Here is a 20,839-nt window from a genome sequence, read left to right as displayed (position 1 = left end):
AGGACAAGGCCGCCACCACCATGCACACGCGCACCGTCTTCTTCGTCTCCGATGGCACCGGCATCACCGCCGAGACTTTCGGCAATGCCGTTCTGGCCCAGTTCGAAATCACGCCACGCCACATCCGGCTGCCGTTTACCGACACGGTCGACAAGGCGCACCAGGCGGTGCGGCGCATCAATCACACGGGCGAACTCGAGGGCCAGCGGCCGATCGTCTTCACCACGCTGGCCAACATGGATGTCCTCGAAGTCATCGAAACCGGCTGCAAGGGCATGCTGCTCGACATGTTCGGCACTTTCGTGCGGCCGCTCGAAATCGAGCTGGCGATGAAGTCGAACCACCGCATCGGCCGCTTCAGCGACGTGAGCAAGAGCAAGGCCTATGACGAACGCATCGCGGCCATCGACTTCAGCCTGCAGCACGACGACGGCCAGAGCAATCGCGACCTCGACGGTGCCGACGTGATCCTGGTCGGCGTGAGCCGCAGCGGCAAGACGCCGACCTCGCTCTACCTGGCGATGCAGCACGGGCTCAAGGCGGCCAACTATCCGCTGATCCCGGAAGACTTCGATCGGCGCCAGTTGCCACCGGCGCTGCTGCCTCACAAGAAAAAGATCTTCGGCCTGACGATCCAGCCCGAGCGGCTTGCGCAGATCCGCAACGAGCGGCGGCCAAACTCACGTTACGCGAGCATCGAGAACTGCCGCCATGAGATCTCCGAGGCCGAAGCCATGATGCGACGGGCCGGCATACGCTGGCTGTCGACAACGACCAAGTCGATCGAGGAGATCGCAACGACGATCCTGCAGGAGCTGCGGCCCGAGCGGCTGACTTACTAGACGACGCCCTGTCCATTGATTCGCAGGCGGCACCCGACTCAATACACATCTCTGCGATATCGACCCTGTGCGATCAACTCGTTCAACGCGGCGGATCCGACCACCTCGCTCAGCGCCGCATCGACGCCGGGCGCCATTCCTTCCAGGCTGCCGCAGACGTAGATGACCGCACCCTCGCTCACCCACTGCACAAGCGCGTCGCGCGACGCCCTAAGACGATCCTGCACATAGATGCGTTGCGGCTGATCACGGGAAAAGACAATATCGGCGCGCAGAAGCACTTGCCGCTTCTGCCATTCTTCTACTTCCCGTGTGAAGAAGGCGTCGTGCGCCGCGTTGCGCTCGCCATAGACAAGCCAGTTCCGTCCATGCCCGCGTCGAGCGCGCTCGCGCATGTGGGCCCTGAGGCCGGCGAAGCCGGATCCGTTGCCGATGAAGATGCAGGGCCTGTCATCATCGACCAGCGCGAAACCGGGGTTGGCAACCAGTCGCAGCGGGATTCCGGCGCCGATCTCGGCGTGAGCCGTAAGCCAGCCTGACGCAACGCCAATGCCGTTGTCGTACCGAGCCTGGCGCACCAGCAGTTGAATGCTGCCATCCGGCGGACCCGACGCGACCGAGTAGCTGCGCGGCGCCAGCGGCGCGGCACCCCCGGATTGCTGCGGAGTGGACGGAATCAGTTCCACCAGCGCGCCGGCTTGCCAGGCAGGCGCATCGGTGCGCACCAGCTCGATCTCATACAGCGGATCGCCCTGGCTTCCTTCGTTGAGCAGGCGACGGCTTGCGAGTCGCCACGTCTCGAACGCCTGTTCCGGCAGCGGCTCGCCCTGGACGGGCCACGCGTCCCCGGGCAGATGGAAGGTGCTGGTGAGCGATTGACGCCAGCGGTTCATCGCAGTCGGGTCACCACTGCTGACCTCGATCACCGGGAACAGCATTTGCGCGCCCTGGTTTTGCAGATCGTGGTCGAGCCTCCTGCCGAAACCACAGAAGGTGGCGTAGTGCGAGTCGCCGAGCGCAAGCAGGCCGTAGTGCACATGCCGCAGGTGCGATCCCGACTGGCGCGCGAATTCGCGCGCGAAAGCGCGCGCCGTATCCGGTGGATCGCCATCGCCGAAAGTGCTGACAACCCACAGCACTTTCCGGAAATGCAGCAGCGCGTCCACGCTCAATTCGGCCACGGGCTTGACCGCCGCAGCGATGCCTGCGGCCTGCAATGCGCTGGCGGTCTGCAGAGCAACGCGCTCCGCGTGGCCGGTCTGCGTTGCAAAGGCCACCAGCACTTGTTCTGCGCTTCGAGACGGATCTGCTGCCGGATTCGAAAGGCCCAACCGCGCGCGCTCGGCGCGCACGGCCTTCTTGGTTCGCCGGCGGCCGAGATACAGCATCCATCCGGTGATTGCAAACAGCGCCAGCCCGATGCTGCTGAGCAGCATCACGATGCGCCCCGGCAGGCCCCAATAGGAGCCCATGTGCAGCGGATAGATGCTGTTGACCCATCGACCGGCGAGCGGCTTGTCGGCGTACCGCTCGTGCCGGGTCGGCTCTCCGGTCGCGGCATTCAGGTACAGGCGATTGCGGGCGCGTTCGTGCTCGGGCTGCGCGCTCAGATACGTCGCCTCGACTTGGGACGCATTGCGAGCCGGCAGACGCAGCGTCACCTGGCTCCAGTCACCCCGTGTCACGTCGCCGAAGGAGTGCCAGACGCGATCCAGGTTGAGCTTTGCATGCGCCGGCGCGGCAGGCGTGGCCGCGCCCGCCCCTTCCATGCGCTGTGCACGCACCGCACGGCCCTCGCCTGCCGCATCGTCCACTGCAGAGCGGACTGCATCGAAGCCCCAGTAGACACCGGTCGCGCTCGAGACCAGGTAGGCAAGGAGCGCGATGGTTCCGACCACCGCGTGCAGGTTCCACAGGAATGCGCGACCTGTGAGTGCAAAGTCCAGGCGGAGCCAACTGCGCCACGAGAGCAGAACGCGCGGCCAACGCAGGTACAGGCCCGACAACGCCAGCACCAGCAGGCCCGCGGCAAGCGTGCCCGTGACGGTCTTGCCGGCGTCGCGCGGCAACAGGAGCCAGCGATGCAGGCTCTCGACGAACTCGAAGAAGTCGTCGCCCTTCGGCTCCGGCAGGAGCACCGCGGTATAGGGGTCGGCAAGGCGGGACTCGCCCCGTTTCTCGCCGGGTCGCGGCGCAAAGTTGACACGTGCCGGCCGACCGGGCTCGGCGAACACCGTCAAGGTCGCCACACGATGCGCGGCCGATCCGGCCTGCAGTCGATCCAGCAACGCTGCCGGGGTGAGCGCCTCGGCGCCGGGAGGAGCAGCCACTTGGCGCAACCCCGGGTTGAGCTGATCCGTGATCTCGGCACGAAACGAGAGCACGGCGCCCGTGAGCCCGATTACCACCAGCACCGTGCCGGCCGTGATGCCGATGAACCAGTGAATCTGGAACCAGATGCGTCGCAGGAGGGCCATGAAAAATTCGATCGTGGAGAGATGCCGCTGCAGCAATCAGTGGGCGCGACGGATCACAGGTCGATCTTGATCGAGGCCTTGATCGTGCGCGGAATGCCGACCGCCAGACGCGTGCCGGCTGCGGCCCAGTAGCGCTTGTCGGCAACGTTGTCGACATTCAACTGCAAGGAGACTCGCCTGCTCATCACCTGCGTCAAGTAGCGCGCACCCAGTCCGAAAACGGTAAAGCCGCCGATGAAGCCTTGGTTCAGATCGTCGACAGGTCGCCGCCCGGTGTAGTAGGCGCCGCCGTTGACCGACAGGCCCGGTACTGCCGCAATGTCGTAGGACAGGAATGCGCTCGCGGTCTTGCGGGCGGTGTTCTCGGGCATCTTGCCGTTGTACTGCGCATTGATCTGCCGAAACTCGGCGTCCAGCACCTGCCCGGACAGTTGCCACGCCAGTTCACGCGTCAGGCGACCCTGCGCCGAGACCTCCAGGCCGCGGTACCGCTGGCGGCCATCGGCGACGAAGGTATTGGCGCTGTTGGTGTACGCGCCGGGGCGTTCGATGTCGAACAGCGCGGTCGAGAGCAGCGTTCCGCTGCCGGTCAGCCAGCGCAGGCCCACTTCCTTCTGCTTGCTCACGCCAGGGGCCATGCGCGTGTTCTGGTTGACCGTCCCGGTCGGCGCCACCTCTCCTTCTTCCACGCCCTGCGCGAAAGAAGCGTAAGCCACGAGGTCGGGTGTGAACTTGTAGCTGAGCGCCGCCAGCGGCGTGGTCTTGCGCACGGCGTAGTTGGTGCCGGGCAGGGTCGCGCTCGCCTCTTGCGAGCTCTCATAGCGCGTATGGCGGGCGCCCACCACGAGTTGCCACTGCGGCGAGAACGTGATGCGGTCCAGCGCGTACAGACCGAGCTCTTCGCTGTCCTGAGCGCCGGTCGTGGGCCGTGTCGGCAGCGCGGTCAACGGCAAGTAGCCGATGGGCACCGGGTTGTAGAGGTTCTGCGTCGTCGTGCCGCCGTAGTTGCGCTGGAAGATCGGATCCTGGCTCTTGTCGCTGCGCGCCACGCCCAACGTCAGTTCGTGTTGCACGCTTCCCGTGGCGAACGCGCCGAACAACTCCGTTCGCAGCAGGTCGGAGCTCTGCGCCAGATGCTGCACGTTGCCCGTGATGCGTCCGGCCCCCGTGCGCACGTTGTAGTTGCCGAAGATCGCGAGCCGTCGGTCGCGTTCGGCTTGCGAATGGCCGGCTTCCACGGTCAGCGCCCAGTTGTCGCTGAGCGAATAGTCGGCGCGAAGCTGTGTGTTGGTCACTTCCGCTTCGAACACGCCCCACGGCGGGCCCAGAAGCTTGTGCGGGTTGGGCAGCGCCGGCAGGGAAATCACACCGTTGACGGCCGCAAGGCGCGTGACGCCGGCCTGCTCCGTGATGCTCTTGCGGTAGTGCTCGACATCGGCCTTGAGCGTCAGGCGATTGTTCACGCGCCAGTCGAAAGCGGCCGACAGGAACTTGCGGTTGCCGTCGACGCCTTCGATGGTCGAACCCAGTTGACCACCCGCCGCATTGACGCGAAGGCCGAACTGGCTCTGCTCCCCGAACTTCCGCCCGAGATCGACCGTGCCCTGCATCGTGCCCTGGTCGTCGAACGCCAGGCCCACCGTGCTCACCGGCGTGGACGTTGCGCGCTTGGTGACGAAGTTGACGACACCTGCTGGCGTCGTGAAGCCGTAGTAGAGCGCAGACGCGCCCTTGAGCACTTCGACCCGCTCCTTGTTCTCCAGCGGAATCTCGGACACGTTCGGAATCGCGAGCGATCCGTTGAGCCGGTAGTTGGTTCGGTTCTCGACCGCGATGCCGCGGATCACCAACTGGTCGAAGGTGTCGCCGCCATTCTGCTGGCGCGTGACACCGGCCGTGTTGCGCAGCACGTCGTAGACGCTCGCGGCGCCCTGCAGTTCGATCACCTCTCGTGTCACGGTGTTCACCGTGGCGGGCACATCCATGATGTTCGCGCCACGGAATGTGCCAGCCTCCACGGTGTTCGCGACGAAACCGTTGGTGCGCGCATCCTCCACGTTGATCGTTGCCAATTCACCGCGCACACCGTCGGTTGCCGCAGGCGCGGGCTGCGCGCTCGCCAGCGGCGCGACGACGAAGGCAAAGCCCCAGTACATCTTCCTCACATTGAGAAAGCGGAATGCGGGAGCGGGAGAAGGTGCCACGGCGGAGTCCAGAAAACAGCTCAGTTGTACGAAAGCTGCTGGCTGGACTGCGCGCTGGCTGCGCGCCATGGCTTGGCTGGCGATGCTTTGGGCAGGCGCCCGAGGTTTCTATTATATGAGAATAGTTCTCATCTAAGCCATCGCTTCGGCCACCACAGGGCTGGCCGGCGCGGCTTCCTCGGCCGGCGCCGATGTGCGGATCAGGTGGTCGAACGCGCTGAGTGCCGCCTTGGCGCCCTCGCCCGCCGCGATGATGATCTGCTTGAACGGCACCGTGGTCGCGTCACCCGCAGCGAACACACCGGGCACCGAGGTCTGGCCCTTCGCGTCCACGATGATCTCGCCGTGCTTCGACAGCTCGACCGTGCCTTTCAGCCAGTCGGTGTTGGGCACAAGGCCGATCTGGATGAACACGCCTTCGAGCTCGACCCTTTTCAGCTCGCCCGTCGCGCGGTCCTTGTAGACCAGGCCGTTGACCTTCTGGTCGCCGGTGATCTCGGTGGTCTGCGCGTTGGTGAAGATGTCGACGTTCTTCAAGCTCTTGAGCTTGCGCTGCAGCACCGCATCGGCGCGCAGTTGCGTGTCGAACTCGATCAGCGTCACATGGCCGACGATACCGGCCAGGTCGATCGCGGCTTCGACGCCTGAGTTGCCGCCACCGATCACCGCAACGCGCTTGCCCTTGAACAGCGGGCCGTCGCAATGCGGGCAATAGGCCACGCCCTTGTTCTTGAACTCGTGTTCGCCGGGCACGTTGATGTTGCGCCAGCGCGCGCCGGTCGAGATGACGACCGTGCGGCTCTTGAGCGAGGCGCCGTTCTCGAGCTGGATCTCGACGAACTCCTTGCCCGGCACCAGTCCCTTGGCACGCTGCAGGTTCATGATGTCGACGTCGTAGTTGCGCACGTGCTCTTCGAGCGCATGCGCGAATTTCGGCCCTTCAGTCTCCTTGATCGAGATGAAGTTCTCGATGCCCATGGTGTCGAGCACCTGGCCACCGAAGCGCTCCGACGCGACGCCGGTCCGGATGCCCTTGCGCGCGGCGTACACGGCAGCGGCTGCGCCGGCGGGACCACCGCCGACGATGAGCACGTCGAACGGATCCTTGGCGGCGATCTTCTTCGCTTCGCGCTCGACGCCGCTGGTGTCGATCTTGGCGAGGATCTCTTCCAGGCTCATGCGGCCCTGGCCGAATTCGGTGCCGTTCAGGAATACGGTGGGTACGGCCATGACCTGGCGTTCCTTGACCTCTTCCTGGAAGGTTCCGCCTTCGATCATCGTGGTGCGAATGCGCGGGTTCTGCACCGCCATCAGGTTCAGCGCCTGGACCACGTCGGGGCAGTTGTGGCAGGTGAGCGAGACATAGATCTCGAACTCGAAGTCACCGTCAAGCGCGCGGATCTGGTCGAGCACGGCCTGCTCGACCTTTGGTGGGTAGCCGCCGATCTGCAGCAGCGCAAGGATCAGCGACGTGAATTCATGGCCCATCGGCAGGCCGGCAAAGCGCGGGCCGTGGTTCTCGCTCGGGCGGTTGACCGAGAAGGAAGGCTTGCGATGGTTGTCGTCGCGGCTTTCGGTCAGCTTGACCAGCGGCGACGCCTCGGCGACGTCCTTCAGCAGCGAAAGCATCTCACCCGAAGCCTTGCCGTCGTCGAGCGAGGCGACGATTTCGATCGGCTGCGTGGCGCGTTCGAGGTAACTCTTCAATTGGGCTTTGGTGCTGGCGTCAAGCATGGAGAACTCACTTTCGATATCTGAAAACTATCAACAGGGGGCAAAAAAAGCCCCTCGAACCCATTCCAAGGGGCCGCCGCGCACGGCCGCCCGAAGCGGCCGGCCCGCCCCCGGCAGGGGGTTGGAGGAGCGACACGAAGTGCGCGCAGCCTGGGGGCGAGTTAAATTTTTCCGACGAGGTCGAACGACGGCTTCAGCGTTTCAGCGCCTTCGGTCCACTTGGCCGGGCAGACTTCACCCGGGTGGGCAGCCACGTATTGCGCAGCCTTGACGCGGCGCAGCAATTCGGCTGCGTCGCGGCCGATGCCGTTGTCGTGCACTTCGATGGTCTTGATCTTGCCTTCGGGGTCGATCACGAAGGTGCCGCGGTATGCGAGGCCGGCATCTTCGCCTTCTTCGATCAGCACCTGGAAGGCGCGGGCGAGTTGCTGGCTCGGGTCGCCGATCAGCGGGTACTGGACCTTGCCGATGGTGTCCGAGGTGTCGTGCCAGGCCTTGTGGGTGAAATGGGTGTCGGTCGACACGCCATACACCTCGACCCCGAGCTTCTGGAATTCGGCGTAGTGGTCGGCCAGGTCGCCGAGTTCGGTCGGGCACACGAAAGTGAAGTCAGCCGGATAGAACACCACGACCGACCATTTGCCCTTGAAGTTGTCGTTGCTCACCGGCACGAACTTGCCGTTGTGATACGCGGTGGCCTTGAAGGGAATGATTTCGGTATTGATGAGGGACATGTCGTTTCCTTGGGATGACGTGAATAAAAGGCGAGCCATGAGTATAAGTATTAACGAGAGCAAATCGATAGTCACGAACTATTACCATGAACCAGTATGACTATCGACCCGGCCGCGGATGCGAACGCTTATCGCCATCAAACGCATGCAGACCGCCATAGCAGGGGTTTGCCTTGCGCCTTGCTTGGCCACGCTCGCACAATCGCCGCTTCACGCACAAGAAAGAACACCATGAAGGGCGACCCCCAAGTCATCGAACATCTGCAGGCCCAGCTCAAGAACGAGCTGACTGCGATCAACCAGTACTTCCTGCACTACCGCATGCTCAAGCACTGGGGTCTCGACAAGCTGGCCAAGAAGGAATACGAGGAGTCGATCGGCGAGATGAAGCACGCCGACTGGCTCATGGATCGCATCTTCATGCTCGACGGCCTGCCGAATCTGCAAGACCTCGGCAAGCTCAGCATCGGCGAGGATGTGCCCGAGATCCTGGCATGCGACCTGAAGAGCGAATCCGGCGCGCAAGCCGCCATCAAGGCCGGCATCGCACACTGCGAAACGGTGCGCGACTATGTTTCGCGCGACCTGCTGCAGAAGATTCTCGACGACACCGAAGAGCACATCGACTTTCTCGAAACCCAGATCGATCTGGTCGCCAAGGTCGGCTTGCAGAACTATCTGCAGAGCCAGATGGGTGAAGCGAGCTGAGCGACACGCCTGCGTCAGACCGCAAGGGGCCTCGGCCCCTTTTTTCATGCCTGCTCTTTACCTGCAAATAACATTGATTCTCATTTGTAACGCTAGAATCGCGGGCTTTCCCTTTCTCTTACCGACCGATTCCAGCGCCCATGAGTGGCTCTTCCGACAACCGCCGCCGCGCCTACTGGCTGAAGACCCTGCATGAATGGCATTGGGTCAGTTCGGCAATGTGCCTGATCGGCCTGCTGCTGTTCGGCATCACCGGCTTCACGCTCAACCACGCGGGGCAGATCGAGGCCAAGCCGCTCGTCACTGCACAACACGGCAAGGTCGATGCGCCCCTGCTCGCCAGGCTCGAAGCGCAGACAGCGCGAATTAGGCAGGCGACCAAAGGCAAGGCCGCGCTGCCGCCCGATCTGCAAAACTGGGTGCGCGAGCGCTGGGCCGTCGACACCGCCGGCAAAGAGGCCGAGTGGTCGGACGACGAAATCTACCTGTCACTCCCCCGCCCCGGCGGCGACGCTTGGCTGCGCCTGAGCCTGGCCGACGGCGAGATCGAATACGAGCGCACCGATCGGGGCTGGCTCTCGTATTTCAACGACCTGCACAAGGGCCGCAACACCGGCCAAGCCTGGAGCTGGTTCATCGACATCTTTGCCGCAGCCACGCTGGTGTTCTCGATCACCGGTTTGTTCATTCTCAAGATGCACGCCGGCAACCGACCCTTCACCTGGCCGATGGTCGGCATGGGCTTCGTGATCCCGGTGCTGCTCGCGCTGCTTTTCATCCATTGAATCCAACCCCAAGAAACGAGGTCGCTTCGTGAAAGTCCGTTACTCCCTCGCGCTCGGCGCATTGTTCGGCGCGCCGGCCTTTGCCGCCGGTCTCGGTGTCAGCATCGAGGTGCCGCGCCTCAACGTGTCGGAATACCACCGCCCTTACGTGGCAGCATGGATCGAGCGCGCGGACAACACGCTGGCAACCACGCTCACCGTCTGGTACGACGTTCGCACCAAGACCCACAATCCCGAAGGCGAAGGCACCAAGTGGCTGAAGGATCTGCGCCAATGGTGGCGCCGCGGCGGCCGCGAACTGGCGGTGCCGGTCGATGGCGTCACCGGTGCCACCAGGCCAGCCGGCAAGCATCAGCTCAGTTTCAGCGAAGGCTCGGCCGCGCTGCCGAAGCTGGCCCCAGGCGCCTACAAGCTCGTGGTCGAGGCCGCGCGTGAAGTCGGCGGCCGCGAGGTCGTGAGCATCCCGTTCCAATGGCCACCCGCTGCAGCGGCACAGCCGGTGGCGGCAGGCAAGGAAGAGCTCGGCGAAATCAGGCTCGAGCTCAAGCCCTGAGCGTTTCGGTTTCATCTCATTCACTGGAGTCACTCATGAAAATCTCGCTGCTCGCCATCGCCCTCACCGCCGCGCTCGGCACCGCCCAGGCGCACAACGTCTGGCTGCTGCCATCGACCACGGTGCTGTCCAAGGGCGACGTGATCACGGTGGACGCCGCCGTGTCGAACGACCTGTTCGTGGCCAACCACAATGCGCTGCGGCTCGACGGCCTGCAGATCACCGCCCCTGACGGCGGCACGCTCAAGCCCGACAACGTGGCCCAGCTCAAGCAGCGCAGCGTGTTCGACGTGAGCGTGGCGCAGCCGGGCACCTACCGCATCGCCGTGCTCAACGGCGGCGCCAGCGCGAGCTGGAAGGACAAGGCCACCGGCCAGCCCAAGCGCGCGCGCGGCACGGCCGAAACCATCGGCCGCGAGATCCCGGCCGATGCAACCGACTTGGTCGTCACCCAATCGGCCGGCCGCATCGAAACCTTCGTGACAGTCGGCAAGCCTTCGCAGCTCAAGCCGATCGGCCAGGGCCTCGAACTGATCGCCACCGGCAGTCCGACCGACCTGGTCAAGGGCGAGAAATCCACCTTCACGCTGAACCTCGACGGCCAGCCCGCGAAGGATCTCGAGGTGACCGTGACGGCCGGCAACACGCAGTACCGCGACAAGCTCGAGGAACTGAAGATCAAGACCGACAGCAAGGGCCAGTTCAGCGTGACCTGGCCGAGCGCCGGGATGTACTGGCTGGACGTCAACACCAAGGACAACAAGACCACGGTGCCGCAGGCGAAGGAACGCCGCCTGAGCTACGCGGCCACGCTGGAAGTGATGCCCTGACCTTCGACGACGCTTCGGTCGCAACGCGCCCCTCGTTCGCGAGATGGCGCGCCGGGGGCTATGCCAACGCAGCCGCGCCGCGGCGTGCCGATCCGGTCACGCTGCAGCAATTGGCCGGGCGAACCATGGGCACGACCTGGTCGCTGCGCTTCGACAACCCGCACATGCTGCCGCTCGACACCGTTCGTGCAGCGATGGAGGCTGCGCTGGCGCGCGTGGTCGCACAGATGAGCCACTGGCAGACCGACTCCGACCTGAGCCGCTACAACCGCGCAGCCGCTGGCGCCGTGCATGCGCTGGCGTCCGGTTTCGCCACCGTGCTGGCTTGTGCGCTGCGCTGGGCCGAAGCCAGCGGCGGCGCGTTGGATCCGACGGTCGGGCCGCTGGTCGCGCTGTGGGGCTTCGGGCCGGAGGCGGCTGACGACGTGCATCCACCCGCGCCCGAGGCGCTACGCGCAGCCCATGCTGCCTGCGGCTGGCAGCGCCTGCCGTTCGACGCGGTTGCCGGCACGCTGCGGCAACCGGGCGGGCTGACGCTGGACTTTTCCGGCATTGCCAAGGGCTTCGCGGTCGACCACGTGGTGGAGGGGCTGCGGGCGCTGGGCCTGAAGGATCTGCTGCTCGAGATCGGCGGCGAACTGCGCGGTGTCGGGCGTCGTCCGGGCGGCGCCTCCTGGACAGTGCAGATCGCAGCACCGGAAGACGGTGGCACGGCATCACCGACCGTTGCACTGGCCGATCTGGCCGTGGCCACGTCGGGCGACCGCTGGCACCGGCGCGAGCACGCGGGCCGGCGCTGGTCGCACACGATCGACCCGCGCACCGGCGAGCCGGTCGGCCATGCGCTCGCGTCCGTCACCGTGCTGCACGCCGAGTGCATGCAGGCCGATGCGCTCGCGACCGCGCTGACGGTGCTGGGCCCGGCCGAGGGGCTCGCGTTTGCACGGGCGCACGACATCGCAGCGCTGTTTTTCGAGCGCAAGACGGATGGGCTGCAGGCGAGCGCCTCGCCCGCGTGGATGGAGCGCGTCGGCGCATGAGTCCATTCGATCGCAGAACGCGATGAGCATCGACGCCGTTCGCAGCGCCGCGGCGGGCGGCACCGTGCTCGCGTATTCCATGCTCTGCGCCACCATCTGGTGGCGCGAGCGGCGCCGGCATGCGGCGACGGCCGCCGCGGCCAGCGCACTCGCAGGCACAGGCGCGGCGCCAGCGCTGGTGCTGTTCGCCACCCAGACCGGCCAGGCCGAAACACTTGCATGGCAGACCGCCGATGGCCTGCATGCGGATGGCAGCCCGGTGCGCGTGCTGGCACTCAACGCGCTCGATGCCGACACGCTGCGCGCCGCGCCGCGCGCCCTCTTCATTGCCAGTACGTACGGCGAAGGCGACGCGCCCGACGGCGCGAGTCTGTTCGTCGAAAAACTGATGACGCAGGCGCATGCCCTGCCCGCGTTGCGCTATGCCGTGCTGGCTCTCGGCGACCGGCAGTACCAGAACTTCTGCGGCTTTGGACGCCAGCTCGACGAATGGCTGCAGGCGAGCGGCGCAATGCGCGAGTTCGAACGCATCGACGTCGACAACGCCGATCCGTCGGCGCTTGCGCGATGGCAGCGGCAGCTTGGAATCGGCGACGGCGCCGTGGCCGAGATCGACGAATCGCCCTTTGCCCCCTGGCAACTGACGCGGCGCGAACTGCTCAACCCGGGCAGCATCGGTTCGGAAATCCATCGCCTGGTATTGACGCCACCGGCTGGCGCCACGGCCGGCTGGCAGTCCGGCGACTTGGTGCAGATCGAAGCGCCCGGCGACCCTGCGCGTCCGCGCGAGTACTCGATCGCCTCGATCGTCGGCGACGGCGCGGTCGAGCTGCTGGTGCGCCAGGAGTTGCATCCCGATGGCCGGCTGGGCATCGCCTCGGGCTGGCTCACAACCACCCTCTCGCATGGCAGCAGCGTGTCGCTGCGCCTCAAGCCCCATGCCAACTTCCGCCTGGGCGACAACACGAACCGGCCGTTGCTGCTGATCGGCAACGGCACCGGCCTGGCCGGGCTGCGCAGCCACCTGCGCGCGCGTGCTGCGGCGGGCCAGGGCGACAACTGGCTGCTGTTCGGCGAGCGCAACGCGGCGCACGACTGGCTTTGTCGCGAGGAGATCGAAGCCTGGCGATCGGCCGGCCTGCTGCGCCGGGTCGACATGGTCTTCTCGCGCGACCAACCCGAGCGTCTCTATGTACAGCACCGCCTGCTGCAGGCCGCCGACGAGGTGGCCGCCTGGATCGACCGCGGCGCTGCCATCTATGTATGCGGCAGCCTGCAGGGCATGGCCAGCGGCGTCCATGCGGCGTTGCGCCAGATCGCCGGGCCGGAGCGCTTTGCCGCGCTGGTCGCTGCGGGCCGCTACCGACGCGACGTGTACTGACCCGCCGGGCCACTCCGACAGCATGCGGATGTATCCGCCGTGCAACATCCTCCGTTGACAAGACGAAGAAAGTGGTACGAATCGGGTAGAAAGTTGTTGCGAGTGGTTATCATTTGAGCCGAAGCGTTTCCGCTTCCGCTCACCCAGCCAATCTGCGTGCCGCCCCTGTGGCCGCGCACTGCCAGACCCGCCAGTCGAGACGATTTCTTTCTGCCTTTCGGAGTTCTTCTCATGGCGTACATCAAGAGTCGCAAGCACGCGGTCGCGCGTGCCGTTTCCCCCTTCGGCGGCGTCGCCGCTGCCACGCTGGTCGCATTGGCAATGCCGGCAGGTGCCCAGACCACCAATACGCTGAAAGAAGTTCAGGTGCAGGACTCGGTTGCTGCCGACTACAAGGCCGACACCTCGGCCAACCCCAAGTTCACCGCCCCGCTGCTCGACACGCCGCAAACCGTGCAGGTGATCAAGGAGCAGATCCTGCGCGAGCAAGGCGCCACCACGTTGACCGAGGCGCTGCGCAACACGCCCGGCGCGGGCGCGTTCTACCTCGGCGAAAACGGCAACACCAGCACCGGTGACGCGATCTACCTGCGCGGCTTCGATACCTCCAGCAGCATCTTCGTCGACGGCATCCGCGACCTCGGCTCGGTCTCGCGCGACGTGTTCAACATCGAGCAGGTCGAAGTGGTCAAGGGCGCGGCCAGCAGCGACATCGGTCGCACCGCGCCAACCGGCTACATCAACATGATCACCAAGAAGCCGAAAACCGAAGACAGCTTCTACGGCTCGATCGGCTTCGGCAGCGCCGACTACAAGCGCGGCAGCATCGACTGGAACAAGTCGTTGAGCGGCGAGAACGGCATCGGTGCGGCATTCCGCCTCAACGCCGTGGCCGAAGACGCCGGCGTGGCCGGCCGTGATTTCGTGAAGAACAAGCGCTGGGGCATCGCGCCGTCGATCGCGCTGGGCCTGAACTCGCCGACGCGCATGTACTTCGACTACGTGCACATCAAGCAGAACAACGTCCCCGATGGCGGCGTGCCGACCATCGGCCTGCCGGGCTACACGAACCCCGATCCGGTCGCGCTCGGCGCGCGTCGCCGCACTTTCCTCGACTATGCGTCGCGGGTCGACTCGAGCAATTTCTACGGCACCAGCTCCGACTTCGACAACGTCACGTCGGACATGTTCACCGCGCGTTTCGAACACGACTTCACCCCTAATCTGACGTTGCGCAACACCACGCGCTACGGCAAGACGTCGCAGGACTACATGCTGACGTCGTTCCAGGGCGGCGGCCTCGCCACCACGGGCCTCGCACCGGCCGCCAACCTGGGCTACCTCGCCACGCCGAGCGCGCTGAACCCCTACGGCTGGACCGTCACGCGCAACCTGCCGACCAACAAGGACCAGGAAAACACGGTCTTCGTGAACCAGACCAACGTGACGGCCAAGTTCGACACGGGCAGCGTCGGCCACACGCTGAGCGCCGGCGTCGAGCTGATGCGCGAATCGCAGCGCGCCAGCAACTTCTATGGTGCGGGCTATGCAAGCGTCGGCACCACCTACGCGCCGGCCGGCTCCTGGCCCGCCGCCAACCTGTACGCGCCGAACCCGTACGTGTCAGGCTACAACCGCATCAACAACGGCACCGGCTCCAAGGGTTCGACCGACACGATCGGCCTCTACGTGTTCGACACGGTGAAGTTCAACGAACAATGGTCGCTCACCGGTGGCCTGCGCTACGACCACTACAGAACCGACTACGACGCCACCGCGCTGACGCTGGCCACTACGCGTGGCGTGCAGACCAGCACGATTGCGCCGACCAACCTGAGCCTGTCGGACAACCTGTTCACCGGCAAGATCGGCCTGGTCTACAAGCCGGTCGAGAACGGCAGCATCTACGCCGGCTACAGCACCGGCGCGCAGCCGCCGGGCGGCGCCAACTTCACCTTGGCCGCCGCCGCCGGCACCACCAACAGCGCCGCGCGCACCGACTTCCTGCCTCAGAAGGCCAAGACCTTCGAAGTCGGCACCAAGTGGGACATCCTGAACAAGAAGGTGTCGCTGACCGCCGCCGTCTATCGCACCGACGTGAGCAACGAAGTGGTGCAGGACTCGACCACCCTGCAGTACTACCAGACCGGCAAGAAGCGCGTGCAGGGCATCGAGCTCGGCATCGCGGGCGCGATCACCAACGCATGGGGCGTCAGCGCGGGCTTCACCACGCAGGACACCAAGATCGTGAGCGGCCCCTCGGTGCTGGCTGACGGCAGCGGCGCACTGGCCTATACGCCGAAGAACGCGTTCACGGCCTGGACGACCTACCAGTTCCCGTTCGGACTGACGATCGGCGGCGGCGCACGCTACAACGGCAAGCTGAACCGCGGCACCGACAGCGCCGTGGGCACGCCGGCCTATGTGGACGCGTACTGGGTGTTCGACGCGATGGCGTCGTACCGCATCAACAAGAACGTCGACATCCAGCTCAACATCTACAACCTGACCGACAAGGATTACGTGGCGTCGATCAACAAGAGCGGCTACCGCTACCTCCCGGGCACGCCGCGTTCGGCCCGCATCACGGCCAACTTCGCGTTCTGATCCAGCACAAACCGTCGCGCCGGCAGCGGTGCGACACTCGGGCCCCGGCTTCGCAGCCGGGGCTTTTTTCCTTGTGAGGCTGCTCCAGAAATGATGCTCCATGTTCCCGAAGTGCTGACGTCCACACAGGTGCAAGAACTGCGCTCCGCCCTCGAAGCCACCGACTGGATCGATGGCCGGCAAACCGTCGGCGAGCAGGGCGCAAAGGTCAAGCAAAACCGCCAGTTGCCCGAGCATTCGGCCGTGGGGCGGGAACTCGGCAAGGCGGTGCTGTCGGCACTGGCGAAAAGCCAGCTGTTCTTTTCCGCCGCCCTGCCGCTGCGCTTCGTGCCACCGCTGTTCAACCGCTACGAAGGCGGCGAACACTATGGCCTGCACGTCGACGGCTCCGTGCGCTCGGTGCCCGGCACCGGCGAGCAGTTGCGCACCGATCTCTCGTGCACGCTGTTCCTGTGCGATCCGGACGACTACGAGGGCGGCGAGCTCGAGGTGGTCGACACCTACGGCACGCACGAGGTCAAGCTGCCGGCGGGCGACCTGATCCTCTACCCCTCGAGCAGCCTGCACCGGGTGCATCCGGTCACCCGGGGGGCGCGGGTCTGCTCTTTTTTCTGGTTGCAAAGCATGGTGCGCGACAACCACCAGCGCGCGATGCTGTTCGAACTCGACCAGCAGATCCAGAAGCTGCGCACGCGCGTCGGCGAATGCGAGGAGACGGTGGCGCTCACCGGCCACTATCACAACTTGCTGCGGCTCTGGTCGGAGGTTTGAACCGGTTGCGGTCCCGAAGAGGCCCAAGAGGCCCAAGAGGCCCCACGCGGCCATAGTGATTGCAAATGCGAGAGATTCGTATTTATAATCAGGCCTTCATCAACAGCCAGCCAACAGCTGCCTTTGCCGCCATGATCGTCTGCGTATGCCGCCGAGTGTCCGACCGAGAAATCGCGCGTCATGCGCGAGCCGGGATGACGTTCGACGAAGTCCAGTTCGAACTCGGCGTGGCCACCCAGTGCGGCCGGTGCGAAGGTTGCGCCCGCGACGTCGTCGCGCAGTGCAGTGCCTCGCATCCTGTTGCGGCACTCCATCGCGACGATGGGCCGCACGTGATCCAGCTTGCCAACTCCATCCAGGACAGCAAGGCATGGCACTCTTCTCTACGCTCGGCGGCAGCCTGATTTTCGTGGCCGGCTCGGCCTGGTGGATCTTTCGCAAATAGCGGTTTCTTGCTGCGCCCTGGGCACCTTTGGTGCCTCCTCTCGTCGAATGGTGGATCGTGTCTGACCGCTTCTCTGCCCCCACCGGGCTCTCCCGAAATACCGTCATCGCCGGCAGCGTCGTGCTGTTCCACGTGGCAGCGCTGTGGGCTTTGCAGGCCGGCTTGATCCGCAAAGCCGCCGAGGTGGTGATTCCGGTCGAGATCCTGAGCCAACTGATCGAGCCGCCGAAACCCGTCGAGCCGCCGCCGCCTCCGCCTCCCCCGCCCCGGCGCGAGATCACCAAGACCCCGCCGCCACCGCGCCCGCAGGCCATCCGCACGCCGGTGCCGCCCCCGCCCAATGCGCCGACCGGCAGTGTCGAGCCGCCACCACCACCGGCACCGGTTGCGCCGCCGGCGCCGCCTGAACCACCGGCACCGCCGCCCGCCCCACCAGCGCCGCCCGCGCCGAAACTGGTTGAAATCAGCCAGGGCCAGACCCAGTACATCCGGGAACCGCGCGTGGTCTACCCCGCCATGAGCAAGCGCATGGGCGAGACCGGCACCGTGATCATCGCGGTGTACTTCAACAGTTCCGGCATCCCCAAGCGTGCCGATATCTTCAAGTCCAGCGGTTACGACCGGCTGGATCAGGCAGCGCGCGACGCGGCCCTGTCATCGCAAGTCACGCCGATCCGGCAGCCGGGCGCCAATGAGGCGACCGTCTACCTGTTGAAGGCGCCTTTCAATTTCACCCTTTCCCAGTAGTTTTGGAGCAGCATTTATGGAATCCCAGTTTGGCTTGATGAACCTCTGGTCGCAGGGCGACCTCGTCACGAAAGCCGTCGCACTGCTGCTGATCGGCATGTCGCTCGCGTCCTGGATCGTGATCATCATCAAGGCGCTGGACGTCATCCGCTACAAGCGAATGGCCAACGCCTCCTCCGACTTCTGGCACAGCGAAGACTTCGCCACCGCGCTCAACAAGCTCGGCAGAAGCGACAGCAACCCGTTCCGCGTGCTCGCGCTCGAAGGCCGCGAAGCCACGGCCCACCACCGCAACACCAAGGCTCACCTGCACGACACGCTGGACGTGAGCGATTGGGTCACGCGCTGCCTGCGCAACGGCATCGACGAGTTCACCGCGCGCCTGCAAACCGGGCTGGCGGTGCTGGCCTCGGTCGGTTCGACCGCGCCGTTCATCGGCCTGTTCGGTACGGTCTGGGGCATCTACCACGCGCTGATGAGCATCAGCTCGGCCGGCCAGGCCACCATCGACAAGGTGGCCGGCCCGATCGGCGAGGCGCTGATCATGACGGCGCTGGGCCTGGCTGTCGCGATTCCCGCGGTGCTCGGCTACAACGCACTGGTGCGCGGCAACAAGTTCGTGCTGACCAAGCTCAACAGCTTCGCACACGACCTGCATGCCTACTTCGTGACCGGCGCCCGCGTGCAGAGCAGCGAGCCGGCCACCATCGTCCCGCTCAAGAAAGGCTGAACGCCATGGCTTTCGGAACACAGGACGAACCCGACGAGGTGATGAACGAGATCAACATGACGCCGCTGGTCGACGTCATGCTGGTGCTGCTGATCATCTTCATCATCACCGTGCCGGTGATGAAGCACGCGGTCAACATCGACCTGCCGCGCGCCAGCAGCGAACGCGAGCTGACCAAGCCCGAAACGATCCTGTTCAGCGTGGCGGCCGATGGCAGCTACTTCTGGAACGACCAGAAGATCGGCGACGCCGATCTGGAACCTCGTCTTGCCGCAGAGGCTGCCAAGGAGCCGCAGCCCGAACTGCACATTCGCGGCGACAAGGAAGTGCGCTACGAGCGCGTGGCGCAGGCCATGTCGGCGGCGCGTGAGGCCGGCGTGCGCAAGATCGGCTTCATCACCGAGCCGAATCCGAAGTGACGAGGGATCACAAGACCCTGGCCGCGACATTTTTCTATCGCATCGATTGACTTTGTATTGCGAATCATTATCATTTAGCTACTGATTCGAAAGGCCAACGCCATGCAAACCACCCTGACCACGTTCTCCGTTTTGAGCCATCCCTCGCTCGATCAATCCGGCGGCCGTGGCGCCGCGGCAAGCGACGGTCGGCCCGCCCCGCTGGTCGAAAGCGCGACGCTGCTGCAGGGCAATAAGACCGTTGGAATCATGCACAACGGCTCCCTCTACCGGCTGCAAGCCACCAAACTCGGCAAGCTGATCCTGACCAAGTAACAGGCATCAACCGCCCCCAGGCAAGTTTCATCGTGGGGCGACTCAAGGAGAAGTTTTCTCCGAAGGGTCGTTTTTTGCTAGCCAAACGGCTCGCCGACCAGCCAAGCTTTTTTTTCACGACGAACGCCCAATGACAAACGCCGACCCTCAGGTCGGCGTTTCTGTTTCTTCCTGCTGCGTTGCTGCGCGGAATCAGAGTCCGAGCGCCGCGATGCCGGCCTTGGCGACCTGTGCATCCTCGTTCGACTTGACGCCGCTCACGCCAACGGCGCCGATCACGTGGCCATCCTTGACGATCGGCACGCCGCCTTCGAGCATGCCCTGCACGGCGGGCACCGTCAGGAAAGCCGTGCGGCCCCCGTTGATGATGTCTTCGTAGCCCTTGCTCTCGCGACGGCCCATGGCGGCGGTATGGGCCTTGGCCGGGGCGATGTGGGAGGACAGCGCTGCGGCACCGTCGAGACGCTGCAGCCAGAGCAGGTGGCCGGCGTCGTCGGCGATCGCGATGGTCACGGCCCAGTTGTTCTTGAGGGCTTCGGCCTCGGCGGCGGCGGCGATGGCCTTGACGTCGGCAAGTTCGAGGAAGGACTTGGTCTTCATGATCGGTTCGGGTTGACAGATGGACCCCAGAGCATAACGGCGCCGGGGCGCGCAAACCCTTACGAGGCTCAGCGACAGGCCAGCGCGGTTTTTGCCTCGCGCACCTCTTGCAGACCCCTAGAATGCGCCCAACTGCAGTCTTGCAGTACCCACAGGAGCATTCAGCAATGAACGACCGCGTCACCGCCCTCGACACCGCCACCGGAAACACCGGTGTTGGCCAGACACTGCCGCAGGCAGACCGTCAACGTGTGCTGCGCAACACCTACTGGCTGCTCGCACTCAGCATGATCCCGACCGTGCTCGGTGCCTGGATCGGCGTGCAGACCGGCATCACGCGTTCGCTCGGCGGCGGGCTCGGGCTGATCGTGTTCCTCGGCGGCGCGTTCGGCTTCATGTTCGCCATCGAGAAGACCAAGAATTCGGCGGCCGGCGTGCCGGTGCTGCTCGGCTTCACCTTCTTCATGGGTCTCATGCTGTCGCGCCTGATCGCGATGGTGCTCGGCTTCAAGAACGGCCCCGAACTGGTGATGACGGCCTTTGGCGGCACGGCGGGTGTGTTCTTCGTGATGGCGTCGCTGGCGACCGTCATCAAGCGCGACCTGTCGGGCATGGGCAAGTTTCTTTTTGTCGGCGCGCTGGTGCTGATGCTGGGCGCTGTCATCAACGTGTTCGTCGGCTCGACGGCCGGCATGATGGCCATTTCGGTCGCGGCGATCGGCATCTTCTCGGCTTACATGCTGTATGACCTGAAGCAGATCCTTGACGGCGGCGAGACAAACTACATCAGCGCCACGCTGGCCCTCTACCTCGATCTGTTCAACGTGTTCCAGAGCCTGCTGGCGCTGCTCGGCATCATGGGCGGGGAGCGCGACTAGCAGTCGCCAAGGCGCACAAGTTCAAGGGGGCCGAAAGGC

General features: G+C 65.0%; 20 protein-coding genes. 15 read left to right on the top strand and 5 right to left on the bottom strand.

Features of this window, described 5'->3' with window-relative positions; all coding sequences use genetic code 11:
• The first annotated feature begins 20 nt into the window (after positions 1–20).
• Positions 21–842, top strand: a complete 822-nt coding sequence (ppsR, locus tag QTI05_RS16320) for a posphoenolpyruvate synthetase regulatory kinase/phosphorylase PpsR (protein WP_286545998.1) — start codon at positions 21–23, stop codon at positions 840–842.
• 38 nt (positions 843–880) lie between these two features.
• Here ppsR and QTI05_RS16315 read toward each other — a convergent pair whose 3' ends face one another.
• The 4 genes from QTI05_RS16315 to ahpC all read right to left on the bottom strand — a co-directional run bounded on the left by QTI05_RS16315 (position 881) and on the right by ahpC (position 7,991).
• A complete protein-coding gene (locus tag QTI05_RS16315) occupies positions 881–3,355 on the bottom strand; it encodes a PepSY domain-containing protein (RefSeq protein WP_444812911.1) in 2,475 nt (824 codons plus the stop codon).
• Positions 3,356–3,372: 17 nt separating this feature from the next.
• Positions 3,373–5,475 (bottom strand): TonB-dependent siderophore receptor, encoded by a 2,103-nt coding sequence (locus QTI05_RS16310; RefSeq protein WP_444812927.1) that lies wholly within the window; start codon positions 5,473–5,475, stop codon positions 3,373–3,375.
• Between the two features lie 180 nt (positions 5,476–5,655).
• Complete coding sequence (gene ahpF / locus QTI05_RS16305) at positions 5,656–7,257, bottom strand: alkyl hydroperoxide reductase subunit F (protein WP_286622235.1); 1,602 nt, start codon at positions 7,255–7,257, stop codon at positions 5,656–5,658.
• A gap of 161 nt (positions 7,258–7,418) precedes the next feature.
• Positions 7,419–7,991 (bottom strand): alkyl hydroperoxide reductase subunit C, encoded by a 573-nt coding sequence (gene ahpC / locus QTI05_RS16300; RefSeq protein WP_093051124.1) that lies wholly within the window; start codon positions 7,989–7,991, stop codon positions 7,419–7,421.
• A gap of 231 nt (positions 7,992–8,222) precedes the next feature.
• On the opposite strand from ahpC, the gene bfr reads away from it, so the two are divergent.
• The 13 genes from bfr (at position 8,223) to hemP (ending at position 19,322) form a co-directional block, all read left to right on the top strand.
• Positions 8,223–8,699: a bacterioferritin gene (bfr, locus tag QTI05_RS16295; protein WP_286622234.1), complete on the top strand. Its 477-nt coding sequence runs from the start codon at positions 8,223–8,225 to the stop codon at positions 8,697–8,699.
• Positions 8,700–8,839: 140 nt separating this feature from the next.
• Positions 8,840–9,484, top strand: a complete 645-nt coding sequence (locus QTI05_RS16290) for a PepSY-associated TM helix domain-containing protein (RefSeq protein ID WP_286622233.1) — start codon at positions 8,840–8,842, stop codon at positions 9,482–9,484.
• A gap of 28 nt (positions 9,485–9,512) precedes the next feature.
• Positions 9,513–10,037, top strand: a complete 525-nt coding sequence (locus QTI05_RS16285; RefSeq protein ID WP_286622232.1) for a DUF2271 domain-containing protein — start codon at positions 9,513–9,515, stop codon at positions 10,035–10,037.
• 35 nt (positions 10,038–10,072) lie between these two features.
• Complete coding sequence (locus QTI05_RS16280) at positions 10,073–10,867, top strand: DUF4198 domain-containing protein (RefSeq protein ID WP_286622231.1); 795 nt, start codon at positions 10,073–10,075, stop codon at positions 10,865–10,867.
• Between the two features lie 125 nt (positions 10,868–10,992).
• Positions 10,993–11,907 carry an FAD:protein FMN transferase gene (locus QTI05_RS16275; protein ID WP_286622230.1) on the top strand — a complete coding sequence of 305 codons (915 nt, stop codon included), beginning with the start codon at positions 10,993–10,995 and terminating at the stop codon, positions 11,905–11,907.
• A 22-nt stretch (positions 11,908–11,929) separates the two neighbouring features.
• Positions 11,930–13,288 (top strand): sulfite reductase subunit alpha, encoded by a 1,359-nt coding sequence (locus QTI05_RS16270; protein WP_286622228.1) that lies wholly within the window; start codon positions 11,930–11,932, stop codon positions 13,286–13,288.
• A 231-nt stretch (positions 13,289–13,519) separates the two neighbouring features.
• Positions 13,520–15,895: a catecholate siderophore receptor Fiu gene (locus QTI05_RS16265; protein WP_286622227.1), complete on the top strand. Its 2,376-nt coding sequence runs from the start codon at positions 13,520–13,522 to the stop codon at positions 15,893–15,895.
• Positions 15,896–15,985: 90 nt separating this feature from the next.
• Complete coding sequence (locus QTI05_RS16260) at positions 15,986–16,666, top strand: Fe2+-dependent dioxygenase (RefSeq protein WP_286545977.1); 681 nt, start codon at positions 15,986–15,988, stop codon at positions 16,664–16,666.
• 131 nt (positions 16,667–16,797) lie between these two features.
• Positions 16,798–17,070, top strand: a complete 273-nt coding sequence (locus QTI05_RS16255) for a (2Fe-2S)-binding protein (protein WP_286546241.1) — start codon at positions 16,798–16,800, stop codon at positions 17,068–17,070.
• 98 nt (positions 17,071–17,168) lie between these two features.
• Positions 17,169–17,858, top strand: a complete 690-nt coding sequence (locus QTI05_RS16250) for an energy transducer TonB (protein WP_286622226.1) — start codon at positions 17,169–17,171, stop codon at positions 17,856–17,858.
• A gap of 16 nt (positions 17,859–17,874) precedes the next feature.
• Positions 17,875–18,588 (top strand): MotA/TolQ/ExbB proton channel family protein, encoded by a 714-nt coding sequence (locus QTI05_RS16245; RefSeq protein WP_286622225.1) that lies wholly within the window; start codon positions 17,875–17,877, stop codon positions 18,586–18,588.
• A 5-nt stretch (positions 18,589–18,593) separates the two neighbouring features.
• Positions 18,594–19,007, top strand: coding sequence for an ExbD/TolR family protein (locus QTI05_RS16240; RefSeq protein WP_286545973.1), 414 nt, complete (start codon positions 18,594–18,596; stop codon positions 19,005–19,007).
• A gap of 102 nt (positions 19,008–19,109) precedes the next feature.
• Positions 19,110–19,322, top strand: coding sequence for a hemin uptake protein HemP (gene hemP / locus QTI05_RS16235; RefSeq protein ID WP_286545972.1), 213 nt, complete (start codon positions 19,110–19,112; stop codon positions 19,320–19,322).
• A 192-nt stretch (positions 19,323–19,514) separates the two neighbouring features.
• Here hemP and QTI05_RS16230 read toward each other — a convergent pair whose 3' ends face one another.
• Positions 19,515–19,922 carry a GlcG/HbpS family heme-binding protein gene (locus QTI05_RS16230; RefSeq protein ID WP_286545971.1) on the bottom strand — a complete coding sequence of 136 codons (408 nt, stop codon included), beginning with the start codon at positions 19,920–19,922 and terminating at the stop codon, positions 19,515–19,517.
• Positions 19,923–20,089: 167 nt separating this feature from the next.
• Here QTI05_RS16230 and QTI05_RS16225 point away from each other — a divergent pair, with 167 nt between their 5' ends.
• Positions 20,090–20,800 (top strand): Bax inhibitor-1/YccA family protein, encoded by a 711-nt coding sequence (locus QTI05_RS16225; RefSeq protein ID WP_286622224.1) that lies wholly within the window; start codon positions 20,090–20,092, stop codon positions 20,798–20,800.
• The last annotated feature ends 39 nt before the right edge of the window (positions 20,801–20,839 follow it).

Source organism: Variovorax fucosicus, from assembly GCF_030316825.1.
In the GTDB taxonomy this organism is placed as follows: Bacteria; Pseudomonadota; Gammaproteobacteria; order Burkholderiales; family Burkholderiaceae_C; genus Variovorax; species Variovorax fucosicus.
This window is presented reverse-complemented; position numbering and strand designations above follow the sequence as displayed.